We start from the raw sequence: 16,702 nt of genomic DNA, 5'->3' as shown, positions 1-16,702 counted from the left end.
ATTCAACCTAACAGGTTTTAAAAACCTGTTAGGTTTATATCTGAACGAAATACTCTGACAACCCTGATTGAATGAAATCCGTACGCACCATAAAAATAAAAGTTTAAAACTATGAACACCATACAGTCTGTTTCAGCATTTCACAAATTGCTGTCTCTTCCTGAACCAAAGCATCCGATGGTAAGTGTGATCAATCTTCATGAAAGTGTTTTTATTGAAGATGAGGTCTGGAAAGGCTTTGTCAGCAGATATTATTGTGTTGCCCTGAAGCGGAATGCCACAGGAAAAATAAAATACGGACAGCAACATTATGATTATGACAAAGGGGTACTGAGTTTTACTGCTCCCAATCAGGTCCAGTACCTGGATCTGAAAACCATGGACTGTGAAAATACAGGATACCTTCTTATCTTCCATGAAGATTTTCTGTTGAAACATTCATTGGCAAAAACGATCTCTTCTTACGGATTTTTCTCCTATGCCGTGAATGAGGCATTGCATTTATCTGAAGAGGAAGAGAATAATTTGCTTGAAATAATGTATAAAATCGATAAAGAATGTCAGCATATCGATCATCATACGCAGGAAATTATTTTGTCACAGATTGAATTGCTGTTAAATTATTCCAAACGGTTTTACGAGAGACAGTTTATTACCCGAAAAAGCGGAAGCCATCAGCTTTTAACTAAATTTGAATCCTATCTGAATGATTATTTTGATAAAGAATCTTCTGATAAAGGACTTTTGACAGTACACCGAATTGCAGAAGCGATGAATCTTTCAGCCAATTATCTAAGTGATCTTTTGAGAGTGCATACCGGACAGAATACCCAACAGCATATTCATGAAAAACTGATCAGCAAGGCAAAAGAAAAGCTTTCAACAACAGCACTTTCGGTGAGCGAAATTGCGTATGAATTGGGATTTGAGCATTCTCAGTCTTTCAGTACACTCTTCAGAAAGAAAACCAATATGTCGCCGTTGGAATTCAGGCAGTCCTTCAATTGATTTCCCTGAACCATAGCCTACAGACTTCACAGATAATTATCTTTAAATTCAAATAAAGGGTAGAGTCTGACGGCGAAATTATATCCCGATCACAGATGATATGACTGACAGTTTTACACATGAAATCTTTAAAATGCATCTTCTCTGATGTTCCGTTTATGGGTTTGTCCCCATTCTGAAAGTGACATGATTACATTTTTAAGCGTCCTGCTGTAATCAGTAGAAATATATTCCACAATAACCGGAGTCTGTTCTGCGTGAACGACTCTTTTGACAAAACCATTAAGTTCCAGGTCTTTCAGCTCATTGGAGAGTACTCTTGCTGAAATACCCTGAATACTTCTCTGAAGTTCGTTAAAACGGATATTTCCGCTTTCCTGTAATACAATGATGATCTTCAGTTTCCATTTTCCTCCGATCACATACAGGGCATCTTCAACAGATGAAAGACTTTGAGAACATTTCTTACTGCATTCAGAATTATTTACCGTAATTGTTTTTTCCATACATCAGAATTTTTCAACTAACCAAAAAGTTACTGCTAACCTTTAGTTCACTACTAACTTTTCATAAGCAAATGTACATAATTTTGTGAAAGAAATTTTAATTAAAAAAAATGAGAAACATACTTCACATTATTTCAAGCCCGAGAAAGGAAGTTTCGGCAAGTAGAAAATTAGGAAATGCTGTTATCGAAAAGATTCAGGAAAAATATTCTGACAGTGTTGTAAGGGAACGTGATCTTACCCAAAATCCGGTTCCGTTTTTAGAAGAAGAACATATTATTACTTTCTTTTCACCGGCAGAAAACCATTCGCCAGAACAGCAATCTATCAACAGATATTCTGAAGATTTAATTTCTGAGTTGAAGGAAGCTGATATTATTGTTATCGATTCGCCAATGTACAACTTCTCTGTTCCTGCAACTTTGCGGGCTTATTTCGACTTTACCTCAAGAGCAGGATATACTTTTAAATATGATGAAAACGGACCTAAAGGTTTGCTGAATGATAAAAAACTGTATATTGCTTTTACGTCGGGAAATATTTATTCTGAAGGTCCTTATCAGATCTATGATTCTAATGTTCCGTATATTAAAAATATTTTTGGTTTTTACGGAGTTTCTGATGTCAGTGTCTTCCGTGCAGAAGGTTTGTCGATTCCGGGAATCCAGGAAACTTCTTTGGAAAAAGCGATTGAAGAGATTACGATTGATTAATTTTTTTAATAATGTTAGTTAATTAATCCTTGTCAGGGCTTTGAACCCTGACAGGGATTATTATTTACAATAAGTTTTGGCTAAAGCCTATTGATTCAACATAAAAAACGGGCTAAAGCCCGTTCCTATTGATATAATTATTTGTTTATCATTTATTCTGCCACTTCAAAAAGCAAACGCTCCCCGAATTTTGTATCATTAACTTTTCCATTTTCATAAACCAGGTTTCCATTGACAAACGTGTGCGTCACTTTAGAGTGGAAATTCATGCCTTCCAGTGGACTCCAACCGCATTTATAAAGGATATTTTCTTTTTCTACCGTCCAGTTTTCGTTTAAATCTACCAAAACCAAATCCGCTTTATAGCCTTCTCTTACAAAACCCCTCTTCTCCACCCTGAAAAGAATCGCAGGGTTATGAGCCATTTTTTCAACAATTTTTTCCAGAGAAATTTTCCCGTCGATATAATTTTCCAGCATCACGACTAAGGAATGCTGAACCAAAGGCGCTCCCGAAGGACATTTTGTATAGACATTCTGCTTTTCTTCCCAGGTATGAGGGGCATGGTCAGTGGCAATTACGTCAATTCTATCATCCAGCAATGCCTCCCAAAGCCCATCTTTGTCTTTCTGAGTTTTTACAGCAGGGTTCCATTTGATCAATCCTCCTTTGGTATCATAATCTTCGTTGGTGAATGTCAGGTGATGAACACAGACTTCTGCTGTGATTTTTTTATCTTTTAAAGGAATATCATTTCTGAAAAGTTCTGTTTCTTTTGCGGTAGACAAGTGAAAAACATGAAGCCTGGCTCCTGTTTTTTCTGCCAGCTCAACTGCTTTTGAAGAAGACAGATAGCAGGCTTCTTCACTTCTGATCAGATGGTGGAATTTTACAGGAATATCATCACCGTATTTATCCATATATTTCTGAGTATTGGCCCTGATGGTTGCTTCATCTTCGCAATGAACAGCAATAAGCATTTTTGTATTGCCGAAAATATTCTCCAGCGTTTCAGGATTGTCTACCAGCATATTCCCTGTGGAAGAACCAAGAAAAAGTTTAACTCCGGGTACATTTCTCGGATTTGTTTTTAATACTTCTTCCAGATTATCATTGGTTCCGCCCATCATAAAACCGTAATTGGCATAGGCTTTTTCAGAAGCAATCTCATATTTATCGGCCAGTAATTCCTGGGTAACTGCATTGGGAACGGTATTGGGCTGATCAATAAAACTAGTTATCCCGCCTGCAACAGCTGCACGCGATTCGGTCTCGATGTTGCCTTTATGGGTAAGGCCCGGCTCACGGAAATGCACCTGATCATCGATGACGCCGGGTAGAAGATATTTTCCTCCGCCATCAATAACCTGATCAGTTTCCTCTGAAATCCGGGAATCTATTTTGGATATTAAATCATTTTCAATTAAAATATCGCCTTCAACGATCTTCCCTTCGTTTACGATTTTTACATTTTTAATTAAGGTCTTCATCTTTACTATTTAGATTATATTTAGGACATAAGAAGTTATATTTAAATACTACTTTATTATGTTTCACGTATAAAAACAAAATTAAGGTTTATGAATGAATTTTGACCGTGCAGATCAAAATCTGTTTCTAAATATTTACATTTGCAGAAAAAATTTCGACTTTGTACAAGAAACTATTAGGGCAGACCATCATCTACGGAGTAGGAGCCATAGCGCCCAGAATAATACTTTTTATTCTTAATCCACTTTTGATCTACAAAATTCCCAATGAAGGTTTTGCGGTTTTCACACAGCTGTATGCATGGATTTCGTTTGTTAATATTATGCTTTCTTTTGGTTTTGAAACGGCTTATTTCAGATTCTCAGCAGAAGATGGAAATGAAAAGAAAACTTTCAATACTTCATTTTGGTTTCTGTTTTCAACCTCCACCCTATTCCTGGCTCTTTGTTATTTATTCAACCAGCCGATAGCAGATTATGCAGGTTACCATGACCATCCTGAATATATTAAATGGTTTGCACTAATCGCCTTTTTTGACAATTTACTGGTGATTCCGTTTGCATGGCTGCGTTTTCATAACAAGCCGGTCAAATATTCTGCCGTGAGAATTATTCAGGCAGTTTTTCAGGCGTTTTTCACGGCAGCTTTATTCTTCTGGATTCCACAAAGTATCTCAAAAGGCTTGGGTTTAAATCAGAATGTAGATTACCCGTTTTTCAGTAATCTTGCCGGAAGCGCTTTAGGCTTTTTATTACTGCTTCCGATCATCATAAAGGTAAGATTTCAGTTCATAACCTCTTTATTTGCCCGGATGATCAGATATTCGTTTCCTTTAATGCTGGCAGGGCTGGCCTTTATGGTGAATGAAAACTTCGATAAATCTATACAGAGAAACCATATATCAGATGAAGAGGCCGGTGCTTATGGAGGCTGTTATAAGCTGGCGGTACTGATGACCTTATTTGTTACGGCTTACAGAATGGGTATTGAACCGTTCTTTTTCAAACAGATGGATAAAGGGGACGCAAAAAAAACCTATGCAAAGGTGGCTGAATATTTTGCTTTTTTTGCCTGTGCCGTAGCCTTAGGAATCATTGCCAATATTGCCTGGCTGAAAGACGTTTTTATACCCAATAAATCTTACTGGATCGCTATAGATATCATTCCGATCATTGTTGTGGCCAATCTTTGCTTCGGGATCTATTACAACTTTTCAACCTGGTATAAAGTAACCGACAGGACCAGTATAGGAACTGTTATCTCATGGCTCGGAGCGGGAATCAATATCGCACTGAACCTGTTGGCACTGAACTATTTCCACAGTATGATCGGTTCTGCATGGGCCACTTTCGGGGCCTATGCCGTTATGATGATTGTATCCTATCTGTTGGGGCAGAAATATTATCCTATCCCCTACAGAATGAAAAAAATGTCGTTTTTCCTGATATTACTCGGCGTATTCAGTCTTATTATTGTGAAATATCTAAACTATCACATCGTAACCAGTAATTTATTATTCTTAATTTTTATCGGAATTTTGGCATACTCCGAAAAAGACATGCTGCTTTCCAAAATCAGGAAAAATTAACTTTTGGTCTCTGTTTTGCTGATAAACAGTCTGCGAAAAACGTGACGAGGGTTTCGAAGATATGATAAATGTTACTCTGAAGATGGGTTTTAATTTATTATCTTTAACCTGAAATTAAAACAAACAAATAAAAACATTCTTATATATTTTATGAAAATTATTGTTCCTATGGCTGGGCGTGGTTCCAGATTACGCCCACATACCTTAACGGTTCCAAAACCTCTTATTCCTATCGCCGGAAAACCTATCGTACAACGACTGGTAGAAGATATTGCTAAAGTTGCAGGAGAAAAAATTGAAGAAGTAGCATTTATCATCGGAGATTTTGGTCCGGAGATTGAAAAATCTCTGTTACAGATTGCCGAAAAATTAGGAGCAAAAGGAAGCATCTATTACCAGAATGATCCTCTGGGCACCGCTCATGCGATCAAATGTGCCGAACAATCGATGACAGGAGATGTGGTGATCGCCTTTGCAGACACCCTTTTCCGTGCAGACTTTATTTTAGATAAAAACTCCGATGGAGTGATCTGGGTGAAAAGTGTTGAAGATCCTTCTGCATTCGGAGTTGTAAAATTGGACAACTACGGTTTTATTACCGACTTTGTCGAAAAACCGGCAACTTTCGTTTCAGATCTGGCTATTATCGGTATCTATTATTTTAACAGTGCCGAAAAACTGATGGATGAGATTAATTACATCATGGATAATAATATTAAAAATGGTGGCGAGTATCAGTTAACAACAGCACTGGAAAACCTTAGAGCGAAGGGGGCAAAATTTACTTTAGGAAAAGTAAATGACTGGATGGACTGCGGGAATAAAAATGCTACCGTCGAAACAAACAGCAAAATCCTGGACTACGAAAAAGAAGAAATGCTGAATTATCCTGCTTCTGCAGTTATTGAAAACTCACTCATCATACAGCCATGTTTTATCGGTGAAAATGTAAAGATTTCCAATTCTAAAGTAGGTCCTGGCGTTTCACTGGGAAATAATACCATCATTGTGAATTCAAATATTGAAAACTCATTGATTCAGGAAAACACAAGGATTAATCACGGCAATCTTTCCAATTCGATGATTGGAAATTCGGCTCAGTACTTCGGGGTATCCAGAGAGATCTCATTAGGAGATTATTCCGTTTTAGATTTTTTATCTAAATAATAGATTATCATTAACGTAACTTACATAAAACCAAACCACACAAAATATTTTTGTGTGGTTTGGCGTTAATATTGCACCTTATTTTTTAACTCAAAGGTATATACATGAAAAATTGGATTCCGCTAATAGTATTACTTTTCGTGGTGACTTCCTGCAAAACCAGGAATGCCAGCCGGAAAAAAGACAACCCTATAAAAACAGACAGCACTTATGTTACCGGTAACGGTAATAATCCAAAGGATGCCAATGAACCGGTAAGAGACAAACTTACATTCTATGAACACGTATTGGTTCCGCCAAAATTTGATCAGATCAAAATCAACAGTAAAGTAAATGTAGAAACAGGCAGTTTTATTCCAACCCTTGATGCAACGATCTATATTGAAAATAATAAAAAGGTCTGGATGAATCTGTCAGCTCTCCTATTTAATGTTGCACGTGGAATTGCCACTCCTGAAGGCATTAAAGGCCAGGATAAAACCAGCAGAACGTACATTGATTCGGATTTTGATTACCTGAATAATTTACTGAACGTTAATTTTATCGATTACAAATCTCTAGAGAAAATTTTAATGGGCCGGACTTTTGTAAAAATTACAGATTCTCAGTTTACCCTCACAAAAAATGCCCGGGGATTTAAATTGGTCTCCAATACTAATCAAAAGATTGTAACAGACGATAAAACCAGAGAGTATAAAATTGTTTTACAGTATGATACGAATTACGACTTATTAAGTGTCAATTTAAGAGATGTCTTATCTCCTGACGAATTGGAAATTTCATACAGCAACTGGGATGAATTGAGTGGAATACGTCTTCCAAAAAATGTTAAAATAATTATAAAAGGCTCAAAATCTAGTCAGATTTTACTGGAAAATACGAAATTTGACTTTTCGAGGATGGAAACACCCTATTCTGTACCGTCCAGTTACAAGAAAATTGAGATTAAATGATTAAAAAATTTAGCTTTTTAATAGGTATCGTAATGTTCGGACTTCAATTTGGACAAGGCCCAAAGAAAGAACAGTTACAGAAACAGAATGCCGAGCTTAAAAAACAAATTGCACAAATAAATACAGATCTTGCGAAGACCAGAAATGAGTCTAAGCTGTCGATCGGTTACCTGACGAATGTTAATAAGAAATTGGTTTTAAGAGAGAAAGTTTATTCCAATACTCAGAAAGAGAAAAGATTTATTGAGGATGACATTTATCTTCGTCAGTTGGAGATCAACCGCCAAAACAGAGAGCTTGCTGTTCTCAGAAAGAATTATGCTGAAGTTCTGGTGAATGCTTACAAGAATAAAGGGGTACAAAATAAGGTAACCTTCATTCTGTCTGCGAAAAATATGGGTGAAGCCATCAGAAGAGTTCAATATCTGAAACAATACTCGGATTACCAGGATAAAAAAGCCGCAGAAATTACGGATGCTGCCAACCAGATTAAAAGAACCATCGCTCAGAAACAGTCTTCTGTAAAAGCTAAGGAACAGCTCCTGATCAATCAGCAGAAAGATTTAACCACGATTAACATTGAAAGACAGCAGAAAGAACAGCTTGTCGCAGAGTTTAAAAAGAACGAAGCAAAATTAACAGGTGACTTGAGACAGAAACAGGCGCAGTCAAAAGCTCTTGAAGGACAGATCCGAACCATTATCGCTGAAGAAATAAGAAAAGCAAAAGCTGAAGAAGAAGCAAGGCGAAAAGCTGAAGCAGAAAAAATACGTCTCGCAAAAATCGCTGCAGAAAGAGAAAAAGCAAGAATTGAAGCTGAAGCAAAAGCACGGGCCGAGGCGTTAGAAAGAGAGAGATTGGCGGCTGAAGCTGAAGCAAGAAAAGCAACGGAATTAGCGGCAAAAAGAGCGGAAGAAGAAAGAAAACGTACGGAGGAAGCTGCAAGAGCAGAGTCCAATGCGAGAGACGAAGCCCGAAAGGTAGCGGCCAAAAAGGCTTCGGAAGAAGCGGCTGCAAAAGCAAGAGAAGCTGCCAATAAAGTGACGGCAGCCCGGGCAGCAGAAGCAGCTCTGGAAAAAAGAAAAGAAGACGATAAAAAGGCCGCCGAAAGCAAAGCGATGACCAATTATGGAGTTACCACGGTAGCCGGAAGTAATTTTGCAGATAATAAAGGTAGGTTAGGCTATCCCGCCGACAGGATCGGTCAGATTACTCACCGTTTTGGAAGACAGCCACATCCTGTTTTTAAAAATATCTACGAAGAAAATAACGGTATAAAAATATCGGTGGCTTCCGGTACACGAGCAAAATCTGTATTTCCGGGAACCGTATCTTCAGTAATCGCCAGCAGCGACGGCACAAAAACCGTTATGCTGAAACACGGGAATTACTTCACCATTTATTCAAACTTGGGTAGTGTGAACGTTTCCAAAGGCCAGCAAGTTTCTGCCGGAACGATTCTTGGAGCAGTAGGTCAGGATTTCGACGGGTCTTATACCCTTGATTTCCAGGTATGGAACGGAAGTTCACCAGTTGATCCATTAGGTTGGGTTTCTTATTAAAAAAGATTAACTTTGCAAAAAGAATTAACATGAATACACTAACAATACTTGCCTTATCTTGGCAACATATCTTGATCGTAGCGATACTTCTGGTATTACTTTTCGGTGGCAAAAAAATCCCGGAACTAATGAGAGGAGTAGGTTCAGGTATTAAAGAATTTAAAGATGCAGTGAAAGAAGAAGACAAACCCGGTGCAGAAAAAAAGACGCCTTCTACACCTCCTGCCAATGATCCTTCTTCCAGCAACTAAATTCTACAGAATTAATGAACTTTACAGAGATTGCATGGGCCGTCTTCAATCGAGCTATTGAAGATTATCACATGTTTGATGACGTTAACACTCTAATTAATAACCCGTTCGAAAAAGACAGTTTGGAACGGATTTTGTATGCAAAGAACTGGATTGATACCGTTCAATGGCATTTAGAAGATATCATTAGAGATGAAAATATAGATCCGACAGAAGCTCTTCAGCTGAAGAGAACAATAGATGCTTCTAATCAGAAAAGAACTGATTTGGTAGAATTTATAGATGGTTGGTTTCTTAAAAAGTTTGAAAATATAACTCCTAAACCGGATGCAAAATTAAATACCGAAACTCCCGCTTGGGCAGTAGACCGATTATCCATTCTTGCACTAAAGGTTTATCACATGTCATTAGAAGCTCATAGAGAATCTGCTTCAGAAGAACACAGAGCCAGTTGTCAGAAAAAACTGGACGTCCTTCTAACCCAGAAAATTGATCTTTCGACTTCTATTGATCAGTTGCTTGCTGATATTGAGAACGGTGATGTTAAGATGAAAGTATACAAACAGATGAAAATGTATAATGATGAAAGTCTTAACCCAATCCTCTATCAAAAGGGGCAAAAATGAAACGACTATTTTTCTTAGGAGTACTATTAATAATAACATCTTGCGCAACGGAAAAACTTAATTTTTCTCCGTTGACAAATAATTTTTATAGCGAATCAAAAGGTTCGAATGCTGATAAGAGTTTGAAAAAAGGCATAGAAATTAACATCAAGGAAAATGTGAATGCCTCTGAAATTTCAAACCTGATCTCCACCTTTCCTAAGTTTAAAGACCCTGCTCTTAATGATGAAGTTTCTTCATTGAAATATAGCTTACAGAATTATCTGTATGCAATAGATGCCAACAATGCAGGCGGTAAAAACAGAGCAGTTAAAGATTTCGAAAGATCTTATAAAAAAATTCAAAGACTCAGGAAAAATCTCAACAAAGATGACGATGAGGTTCTTAACAGGTACTTGGTACGGTTAAAAACCAATATCACAATTATAGAAGACGTTATAAAAGGAAGTTAAAACTAATTAGAACGATTAATGATTAAAATTCAGGCGGAAGCCAATGTTCCGACGGAACACGGTACCTTCCGAATGATTGCTTTTTCCGAAAACGAAAACGACTGGATGCCCCATATGGCTATTATTGCCGATACTACAGATTTCTCTAAACCTGTAAATGTACGTTTTCATTCAGAATGTATCACCGGAGAAGTTTTCCATTCAAAAAAATGTGAGTGTGGTCAACAGTTAGATGCTGCAATGAAATATATCCACGAGAACGGAGGAATTATTATTTACCTTCGTCAGGAAGGGAGAAATATTGGAATCATTAATAAGCTTAAGGCTTATTCTCTTCAGGAAAAAGGATTTGATACAGTAGAAGCTAATCTGAAACTGGGGCTTCCCGCTGATGACAGAAACTTCGGGGTTGCTATTGAGATTTTAAACATATTGGATATAAAAGATATTAATCTGCTAACCAATAATCCTGAAAAGATAAAATATGTAAAGGAAAGCAATATTCATCTTAACTCAAGAATTCCTTTGCAAATTGCTGCCAATGAAGTAAGCAGAGGATATTTACAGACTAAAAAAGATTATTTTGGTCATTTACTCGACGAGAATGATAATTAAAATTTTCTTATAGAAAACATGGGCTCCGAAAGAATTTCTTTCGGAGTTTTTTATTGTAAGAATATTCTGGCCTTTAACTATATAAACTGCTTGTATAAAGATTGCAAGATTCTCCAAATTAACAATAATAAAGCTCCGAAATAAATTCCGGAGCTTTTGTAATTATAAAAAACTGAAAAGATATATTCTTAATTTACTTTGTAAGTCTTTATTTTAGACTCATCAATATGATAATATTTTACTACAGCATTATAATCGCTGTGATCTACAGAATTGGTACTTTTACTCTGGCTGGCAGGTACCAATACAATTCTGAATCTCTGATTTTGCAGGTATTGATTAACTTCTCCTGCACTCATCGATGATAAACTAAAGTTATTGTCATCAATTCTAATCTGAACCTCCTGAGAGTCAAAAACAAAATTATAATCAAATTTTCTTGCAGTAGCACTTGGAGTATCTAAATAAGTTGTTTTTGGAATCTGCTGCCAAGCACCTCCTGCACTTCTGTAAACTAATACAACATCTGTACCCTGAATATTAATTCCCTGGGAAAATGCATAATTATTAGCACTTGTAAAAGAACCAACAACATCTCTTGATTGTGAATAAGTATCGAAATCTTCATCATCGTCCTTACAGCTGAATACAAATAAGCTTACAAAAGCAAGTAATAATATTGGAAAAATTTTTTTCATTTTATAGAAGTTTAGTTATTATTTATAAAGCGTATTCAAATCATATACCAAAAATTTCAAAAACCTTGTTTTCATCGTTTTTTTAATTGTATTTTTGTTCATATCGAAAAATCATGAAGAAATTAGTGTACGCTACCCTCTTTATATTCTTTTTTTTAAGTTCAGGCATATCCGCTCAGTACCAGCCTGAAAACATCTCAAAAAAAGAGTTGAAAATAGCTCATCAATGGGTTGATAAGACCTATCAAGCGCTTTCTCAGGATGAGAAATTAGGACAGCTTTTTATCGTAGCCTTATATACCAACAGAGGTGAAAATGAAATCAGTAGCGTGAGAAACATTATCACTAATGATAAAATTGGAGGACTTATTTTAATGCAGGATGATGCCGCAAGAGAAATAAATCTGGTCAACGAATTTCAGCAAAAATCAAAGATCCCTTTAATGATCGGGATGGATGCAGAATGGGGATTGTACCAGAGGATTCCAACAGCACACAAATTTCCCTGGGCAACGACGTTGGGAGCTATCCAGGATAAGAAATTAATTGAGCAGATGTCTGCCAAAATTGCCGAAGACTGCCGGAGAATGGGCATTAATTGGAATTTTGCGCCAGTAGTTGACGTTAATACCAATCCTGACAATCCCATCATTGGCAACAGAAGTTTCGGTTCTGAAGTGAATAATGTGATCAGTTCTGCTTTATCGTATTCAAACGGGCTTCAGGATAACCGTATTCTGGCTGCGATTAAACATTTCCCGGGACACGGCGATACCAATACCGATTCACATCTAGACCTGCCCGTAGTCTCTCACGATATTAACCGGCTAAATAAAATAGAATTGGCCCCTTTTAAGGCTTTAATGGATAAAGGAATCGGAGGCGTTATGGTCGCACATTTGTATGTTCCGGCTTTAGAGTCAGGAAAAGGAATTCCTGCTTCCGTATCGAAAAACATTATCACAGGCCTGCTGAAAGAAAAATTAGGATATAAGGGCTTAATTATTACGGATGCTCTGAATATGGGAGCAGTAGCGAATAAATACAAACCCGGAGAATTAGATGCAATGGCTTTCAAAGCCGGAAACGATATTATGCTGTTCTCTCAGGGCGTGGCGAGTGGAAAAAAACTGATTCAAAAAGCCATTGACAGAGGAGAAATTTCCCAATCACGGGTGGAAGAAAGTGTAAAGAAAATTCTACTGACTAAATATTTCCTGGGACTTAATCAATATACTCCCAGAAATGCGGAAAACATCACTTCAGACATTAATAACAATTCTCATAAAGTATTGATTCAGAATTTATATTCGAATGCTTTAACTTTAATAAAGGACGACCGTAAACTGCTTCCGCTTCAGACAAAACAAATCTATTATGTTCCTCTGGAAGAAGCACCTTATCAGACTTTCGTCGATGAACTGGGATCGAATGTAGTCATAAAAAAAGCCGGAGAGATTAATACCATTCCCAATAATTCGACTGTGATCGTAGGCTTTCATAAAGATAATTCCACAGCCTATAAGCCGTATAAGATTTCAGAAACATCGAAAAGAGTCCTGGCAGACTTGGCAAAAACTCAGAATGTTATTCTCAATGTTTTCGGAAGTGCTTACGCGCTGAAGGATATTGATATTTCTAAAGTGTCCACAGTTCTCGTTTCATACGAAAATAACGATGATTCGATGACCGCTACAGCCAATGCATTAAAAGGAAAGACAAAAATCCGGGGCAGACTGCCTGTTCTGGTTAATGACCAACTAAAGGCAGGAATGGGTATCGATTTGGATACTGCGACTGCAAAACAATGGTGAATTCAGCTATTTACAACATCAAAACAACAATAAACTAATGAAAATAGGCATACTTTGCTATCCAACATACGGCGGAAGCGGAATCGTAGCAACAGAACTGGGAATGTCACTGGCCAACAAAGGCTATGAGGTTCACTTTATCAGTAATGCGCTTCCTGCAAGACTTGATATTACCAATCCGAATATTTTCTTTCACAGGGTGAATGTTCAGACGTATCCGCTTTTTCAATATCAGCCTTATGATATCGCATTAAGTTCCATGATCTATCGGGTAGTGAATCTTTACAAACTGGATCTACTGCATGCTCATTATGCTATACCCTATGCCTACGCAGCTTTTACTGCAAAACAGATGTTGCGGGAAGACAATAATGACATTCCGTTGGTAACCACGCTTCACGGAACGGATATTACTTTGGTAGGACAACATCCAAGCTACAAACATGCGGTAGAATTTTCTATCAATCAGTCGGATGCCATCACTTCTGTTTCAGAAAGCCTTAAAAGAGATACCTTACAGTTCTTTAAAATCAAAAAAGAAATTCAGGTCATTACCAATTTTATTGATAATTCTGAATTTGATGAACCGAGTGACTGCCAGCGCACCCAGTTTGCCAATTCTGATGAGAAAATCCTGATCCATGTTTCTAATTTGCGCCCGGTAAAAAGAGTCGATGAAGTACTACAGATTTTCAAAAATGTTCAGAACAAGGTTAAATCAAAATTAATCATCATCGGTGAAGGTCCGGATATGGAAAAGATCAGTCAGTTCTTAGAAGAAAACCCTGATCTAATTTCAAAGATCCGTCTGCTCGGTAAAGTAAACGATTTATACAGGATCCTTCAGCTTTCAGATGTATTTTTATTGCCTTCGGAACAGGAAAGCTTTGGTTTGGCCGCATTAGAAGCAATGGCTGCCCATACGCCGGTGATCAGCTCGAATGCAGGAGGAATTCCGGAAGTAAACATCCAGGGAGAAACCGGATTCTTAGCAGAAATCGGAAATGTGGAGGCGATGAGCAACTATACCATTAAACTGCTGAGCAACGATGAACTTTTAGCCAAAATGAAAGAAAATGCGAAAGAACAGGCTATAAAATTCGATTTAAAAAACATTCTTCCTATCTATGAAGAAATGTATAGAACAACGATCGAAAATTTCAAAAAAGAGTTGACAAAAGTGTAGCATTTCTGTTATATTTGTGTCACATTTATGACGGAAAAACTGCTTCAATATCTTTGGAACTTTAAGGTTTTCAAACATTTTGACTTCAAGGATATTGAAGGGAATTCCGTTGAAATACACGACTTCGGTAAATGGAATACAGATTCCGGCCCGGATTTCTTATCGGCAAGAATTAAAATCAATGATCTTATTTTTGCCGGAAATATTGAGCTCCACGTCAAATCTTCCGACTGGATCTTTCATAACCACTCTTCAGATCCTAATTATCAGAATATTATCCTTCATATTGTTTTTCAAAACGACATGGAAATCGAGGAGTTTAATCATAATCATATTCCGACATTAGAATTACTCAATTACATCGACCAGGATATTCTCTGGAAATATAAAAAACTGGCGGGCGGAAGTCAGTTTATTCCCTGCGAAACCATTTTTAATCCTACCCGGATCCCGGTTAATTTCCATGAACAGAACATGTTAAAAAAACTGGAGCAGAAGTCCCTGGAATTAGAAAAAAGCTTACAGCAGTTTAAAAACAATTTTGAAGCTGTTTTATTTCAGAGCCTCGCCTATTCTTTCGGTTTAAAAGTTAATGCATTTATTTTTAAGCAGATCGCAGAAAGTGTCGACTTCAGCATCATTAACAAACTCCGCCATAATGAGACGCAGCTCGAAGCATTATTGTTTGGTATTTCCGGTTGGCTGGAAAACCCTGAAGATGACCGGATGAAAATCTGGAAACGCGAATTCGATTTTATTAAAGTGAAATTTAATATTTCCGATCTAAAATTCCGTCCCAAATTCTTACGGTTACGGCCACCTAATTTTCCGACCATCCGTTTATCACAATTAGCGAATCTTTATCATCAGCATCAGAGTTTATTTTCTAAAATTATTCATATTCAGCGTTCAGAGGATATATTTGAAATATTTAAAAAAGTAAAAGCTTCGGAATATTGGGACAATCATTTCAATTTCGGAAAAATTTCTACGGTACACCAGCCAAAGACGCTGAGCAGAGACTTTGTTGAATTGCTGATTTTAAATACTGTTTTACCCCTGAAATATACTTATCAGAAATATCAGAATGAGGAAACAGCAGATGAAGTATTGAATTTTTACAGGCATCTTCCTGCTGAAAAAAACGCCGTGGTAAGTGATTGGAAAAGATTGGGATTGACTTGCAAAAACGCTTTAGAAAGTCAGAGTCTGATTTATCATTATAAAAATTCATGTGAAGAAAAAAATTGCTTAAATTGCAGTATCGGATTTAAACTTTTAAAAGAATCTTCAAATGTTTGATAATATTCGCCACAAAATGGAAAGAGAATGGTTTGGTGTTCTGACCAGAACAGGCGCAAAACTGGGCATTCCTGTCTCTAAGCTGAGGGTATTTTTCATCTACTCTACTTTTGCTACCGCAGGATTTTTCTTTCTTATTTATTTGGGATTAGCCTTTACACTTTGGATTAAAGATATTTTCATTACAAGAAGACCGAGTGTTTTTGATTTATAACCATGGAATTTTTACAAATTACAAGTCCTGACGATTACAGAGTTCAGGAAATTTTCGACTCCTACTGCAGTACCTTTCCCGAAGACGAGAGAAGAGACTGGAAAACGCTGGTTGCCTTATTCTCAAATCCGAAAGTTAAAATAATTTCGGTTTCATCCGAATCTAAAAATGTCGGGTATCTTATTATCTGGGAACTGAGCAATTATACTTTTGTGGAACATTTTGAAGTATTCCCGGAGTTCCGGAGTCAGAAATTAGGTTCGTACATCACCGGTTATTTATTTGAAAACTATCCCAGGATTATTCTGGAGATTGAGCCCGACCACTTAGGCGATGATGCCAAAAGACGTTACTCTTTTTATGAGCGGAACGGTTTTCATCTGATTGATGAAATGTATGTTCAGCCAAGTTACGGACCAGGAAAAAAACCACTCGATTTATGGTTGCTGGCCAACTATTCTCCTGAGAATATAAAGGAGATTAAAGATGAAATCTATGATGTCGTTTATCATTAAAATATAAATCCGGGATACAAACCCCGGAGTTTATTATGTAT

The 16,702-nt window shown here is 37.1% G+C and carries 18 protein-coding genes; 15 read left to right on the top strand and 3 right to left on the bottom strand.

Going from position 1 to position 16,702, the window contains the following annotated elements:
* The first annotated feature begins 111 nt into the window (after window positions 1-111).
* Window positions 112-1,008, top strand: coding sequence for a helix-turn-helix domain-containing protein (locus ODZ84_RS16825; protein ID WP_266173556.1), 897 nt, complete (start codon window positions 112-114; stop codon window positions 1,006-1,008).
* Between the two features lie 128 nt (window positions 1,009-1,136).
* On the opposite strand, the gene ODZ84_RS16820 is transcribed toward ODZ84_RS16825, so the two are convergent.
* Complete coding sequence (locus ODZ84_RS16820; RefSeq protein ID WP_266173555.1) at window positions 1,137-1,514, bottom strand: winged helix-turn-helix transcriptional regulator; 378 nt, start codon at window positions 1,512-1,514, stop codon at window positions 1,137-1,139.
* A 110-nt stretch (window positions 1,515-1,624) separates the two neighbouring features.
* Here ODZ84_RS16820 and ODZ84_RS16815 point away from each other — a divergent pair, with 110 nt between their 5' ends.
* Complete coding sequence (locus ODZ84_RS16815) at window positions 1,625-2,227, top strand: FMN-dependent NADH-azoreductase (protein WP_266173554.1); 603 nt, start codon at window positions 1,625-1,627, stop codon at window positions 2,225-2,227.
* A gap of 152 nt (window positions 2,228-2,379) precedes the next feature.
* Here ODZ84_RS16815 and ODZ84_RS16810 read toward each other — a convergent pair whose 3' ends face one another.
* Window positions 2,380-3,717 (bottom strand): dihydroorotase, encoded by a 1,338-nt coding sequence (locus tag ODZ84_RS16810; RefSeq protein WP_266173553.1) that lies wholly within the window; start codon window positions 3,715-3,717, stop codon window positions 2,380-2,382.
* A 161-nt stretch (window positions 3,718-3,878) separates the two neighbouring features.
* Here ODZ84_RS16810 and ODZ84_RS16805 point away from each other — a divergent pair, with 161 nt between their 5' ends.
* From ODZ84_RS16805 to ribA, 8 genes are all read left to right on the top strand, one after another.
* A complete protein-coding gene (locus ODZ84_RS16805) occupies window positions 3,879-5,306 on the top strand; it encodes an oligosaccharide flippase family protein (protein ID WP_266173552.1) in 1,428 nt (475 codons plus the stop codon).
* Between the two features lie 150 nt (window positions 5,307-5,456).
* On the top strand, window positions 5,457-6,473 hold the full coding sequence (locus ODZ84_RS16800; RefSeq protein WP_266173551.1) for a sugar phosphate nucleotidyltransferase: 1,017 nt from the start codon (window positions 5,457-5,459) through the stop codon (window positions 6,471-6,473).
* Between the two features lie 104 nt (window positions 6,474-6,577).
* Window positions 6,578-7,426 carry a DUF4292 domain-containing protein gene (locus tag ODZ84_RS16795; protein ID WP_266173550.1) on the top strand — a complete coding sequence of 283 codons (849 nt, stop codon included), beginning with the start codon at window positions 6,578-6,580 and terminating at the stop codon, window positions 7,424-7,426.
* The gene (locus tag ODZ84_RS16790; RefSeq protein ID WP_266173549.1) at window positions 7,423-8,988 is read left to right on the top strand and encodes a murein hydrolase activator EnvC family protein; all 1,566 of its coding nucleotides are present in this window, start codon (window positions 7,423-7,425) and stop codon (window positions 8,986-8,988) included. Before ODZ84_RS16795 ends, ODZ84_RS16790 begins: the two co-directional genes overlap by 4 nt.
* Window positions 8,989-9,017: 29 nt before the next feature.
* Window positions 9,018-9,239, top strand: coding sequence for a twin-arginine translocase TatA/TatE family subunit (locus ODZ84_RS16785; RefSeq protein WP_266173548.1), 222 nt, complete (start codon window positions 9,018-9,020; stop codon window positions 9,237-9,239).
* A gap of 14 nt (window positions 9,240-9,253) precedes the next feature.
* Complete coding sequence (locus ODZ84_RS16780) at window positions 9,254-9,865, top strand: DUF4254 domain-containing protein (protein WP_266173547.1); 612 nt, start codon at window positions 9,254-9,256, stop codon at window positions 9,863-9,865.
* A complete protein-coding gene (locus ODZ84_RS16775) occupies window positions 9,862-10,317 on the top strand; it encodes a hypothetical protein (protein WP_266173546.1) in 456 nt (151 codons plus the stop codon). Before ODZ84_RS16780 ends, ODZ84_RS16775 begins: the two co-directional genes overlap by 4 nt.
* 18 nt (window positions 10,318-10,335) lie before the next feature.
* The gene (ribA, locus tag ODZ84_RS16770) at window positions 10,336-10,932 is read left to right on the top strand and encodes a GTP cyclohydrolase II (protein WP_266173545.1); all 597 of its coding nucleotides are present in this window, start codon (window positions 10,336-10,338) and stop codon (window positions 10,930-10,932) included.
* A gap of 188 nt (window positions 10,933-11,120) precedes the next feature.
* On the opposite strand, the gene ODZ84_RS16765 is transcribed toward ribA, so the two are convergent.
* Window positions 11,121-11,630, bottom strand: coding sequence for a hypothetical protein (locus tag ODZ84_RS16765; RefSeq protein ID WP_266173544.1), 510 nt, complete (start codon window positions 11,628-11,630; stop codon window positions 11,121-11,123).
* A gap of 113 nt (window positions 11,631-11,743) precedes the next feature.
* Between ODZ84_RS16765 and ODZ84_RS16760 the strand changes: the two genes are divergently transcribed.
* From ODZ84_RS16760 to ODZ84_RS16740, 5 genes are read left to right on the top strand one after another with little or no spacing between them, the layout of a single operon-like run.
* On the top strand, window positions 11,744-13,444 hold the full coding sequence (locus tag ODZ84_RS16760; protein WP_266173543.1) for a glycoside hydrolase family 3 protein: 1,701 nt from the start codon (window positions 11,744-11,746) through the stop codon (window positions 13,442-13,444).
* Between the two features lie 37 nt (window positions 13,445-13,481).
* Window positions 13,482-14,630 carry an N-acetyl-alpha-D-glucosaminyl L-malate synthase BshA gene (gene bshA / locus ODZ84_RS16755; protein WP_266173542.1) on the top strand — a complete coding sequence of 383 codons (1,149 nt, stop codon included), beginning with the start codon at window positions 13,482-13,484 and terminating at the stop codon, window positions 14,628-14,630.
* A gap of 27 nt (window positions 14,631-14,657) precedes the next feature.
* Entirely contained in the window at window positions 14,658-15,932 is a 1,275-nt protein-coding gene (locus ODZ84_RS16750; protein ID WP_266173541.1) for a DUF2851 family protein, read from the top strand.
* Window positions 15,925-16,146: a PspC family transcriptional regulator gene (locus tag ODZ84_RS16745; protein WP_169234843.1), complete on the top strand. Its 222-nt coding sequence runs from the start codon at window positions 15,925-15,927 to the stop codon at window positions 16,144-16,146. Before ODZ84_RS16750 ends, ODZ84_RS16745 begins: the two co-directional genes overlap by 8 nt.
* A 2-nt stretch (window positions 16,147-16,148) precedes the next feature.
* A complete protein-coding gene (locus ODZ84_RS16740; RefSeq protein ID WP_266173540.1) occupies window positions 16,149-16,661 on the top strand; it encodes a GNAT family N-acetyltransferase in 513 nt (170 codons plus the stop codon).
* Window positions 16,662-16,702: the final 41 nt, after the last annotated feature.

The sequence above is a fragment of the Chryseobacterium fluminis genome, assembly GCF_026314945.1.
Classification (GTDB): Bacteria; Bacteroidota; Bacteroidia; order Flavobacteriales; family Weeksellaceae; genus Chryseobacterium; species Chryseobacterium fluminis.
This window is presented reverse-complemented; position numbering and strand designations above follow the sequence as displayed.

What these genes read in the sequence shown, in the direction of transcription:
- ODZ84_RS16825 (WP_266173556.1), top strand. Translation starts at nt 112, where the DNA reads ATGAACACCATACAGTCTGTTTCAGCATTTCACAAATTGCTGTCTCTT.
- ODZ84_RS16820 (WP_266173555.1), bottom strand. Translation starts at nt 1,514, where the DNA reads ATGGAAAAAACAATTACGGTAAATAATTCTGAATGCAGTAAGAAATGT.
- ODZ84_RS16815 (WP_266173554.1), top strand. Translation starts at nt 1,625, where the DNA reads ATGAGAAACATACTTCACATTATTTCAAGCCCGAGAAAGGAAGTTTCG.
- ODZ84_RS16810 (WP_266173553.1), bottom strand. Translation starts at nt 3,717, where the DNA reads ATGAAGACCTTAATTAAAAATGTAAAAATCGTAAACGAAGGGAAGATC.
- ODZ84_RS16800 (WP_266173551.1), top strand. Translation starts at nt 5,457, where the DNA reads ATGAAAATTATTGTTCCTATGGCTGGGCGTGGTTCCAGATTACGCCCA.
- ODZ84_RS16795 (WP_266173550.1), top strand. Translation starts at nt 6,578, where the DNA reads ATGAAAAATTGGATTCCGCTAATAGTATTACTTTTCGTGGTGACTTCC.
- ODZ84_RS16790 (WP_266173549.1), top strand. Translation starts at nt 7,423, where the DNA reads ATGATTAAAAAATTTAGCTTTTTAATAGGTATCGTAATGTTCGGACTT.
- ODZ84_RS16785 (WP_266173548.1), top strand. Translation starts at nt 9,018, where the DNA reads ATGAATACACTAACAATACTTGCCTTATCTTGGCAACATATCTTGATC.
- ODZ84_RS16780 (WP_266173547.1), top strand. Translation starts at nt 9,254, where the DNA reads ATGAACTTTACAGAGATTGCATGGGCCGTCTTCAATCGAGCTATTGAA.
- ODZ84_RS16775 (WP_266173546.1), top strand. Translation starts at nt 9,862, where the DNA reads ATGAAACGACTATTTTTCTTAGGAGTACTATTAATAATAACATCTTGC.
- ribA (WP_266173545.1), top strand. Translation starts at nt 10,336, where the DNA reads ATGATTAAAATTCAGGCGGAAGCCAATGTTCCGACGGAACACGGTACC.
- ODZ84_RS16765 (WP_266173544.1), bottom strand. Translation starts at nt 11,630, where the DNA reads ATGAAAAAAATTTTTCCAATATTATTACTTGCTTTTGTAAGCTTATTT.
- ODZ84_RS16760 (WP_266173543.1), top strand. Translation starts at nt 11,744, where the DNA reads ATGAAGAAATTAGTGTACGCTACCCTCTTTATATTCTTTTTTTTAAGT.
- bshA (WP_266173542.1), top strand. Translation starts at nt 13,482, where the DNA reads ATGAAAATAGGCATACTTTGCTATCCAACATACGGCGGAAGCGGAATC.
- ODZ84_RS16750 (WP_266173541.1), top strand. Translation starts at nt 14,658, where the DNA reads ATGACGGAAAAACTGCTTCAATATCTTTGGAACTTTAAGGTTTTCAAA.
- ODZ84_RS16745 (WP_169234843.1), top strand. Translation starts at nt 15,925, where the DNA reads ATGTTTGATAATATTCGCCACAAAATGGAAAGAGAATGGTTTGGTGTT.
- ODZ84_RS16740 (WP_266173540.1), top strand. Translation starts at nt 16,149, where the DNA reads ATGGAATTTTTACAAATTACAAGTCCTGACGATTACAGAGTTCAGGAA.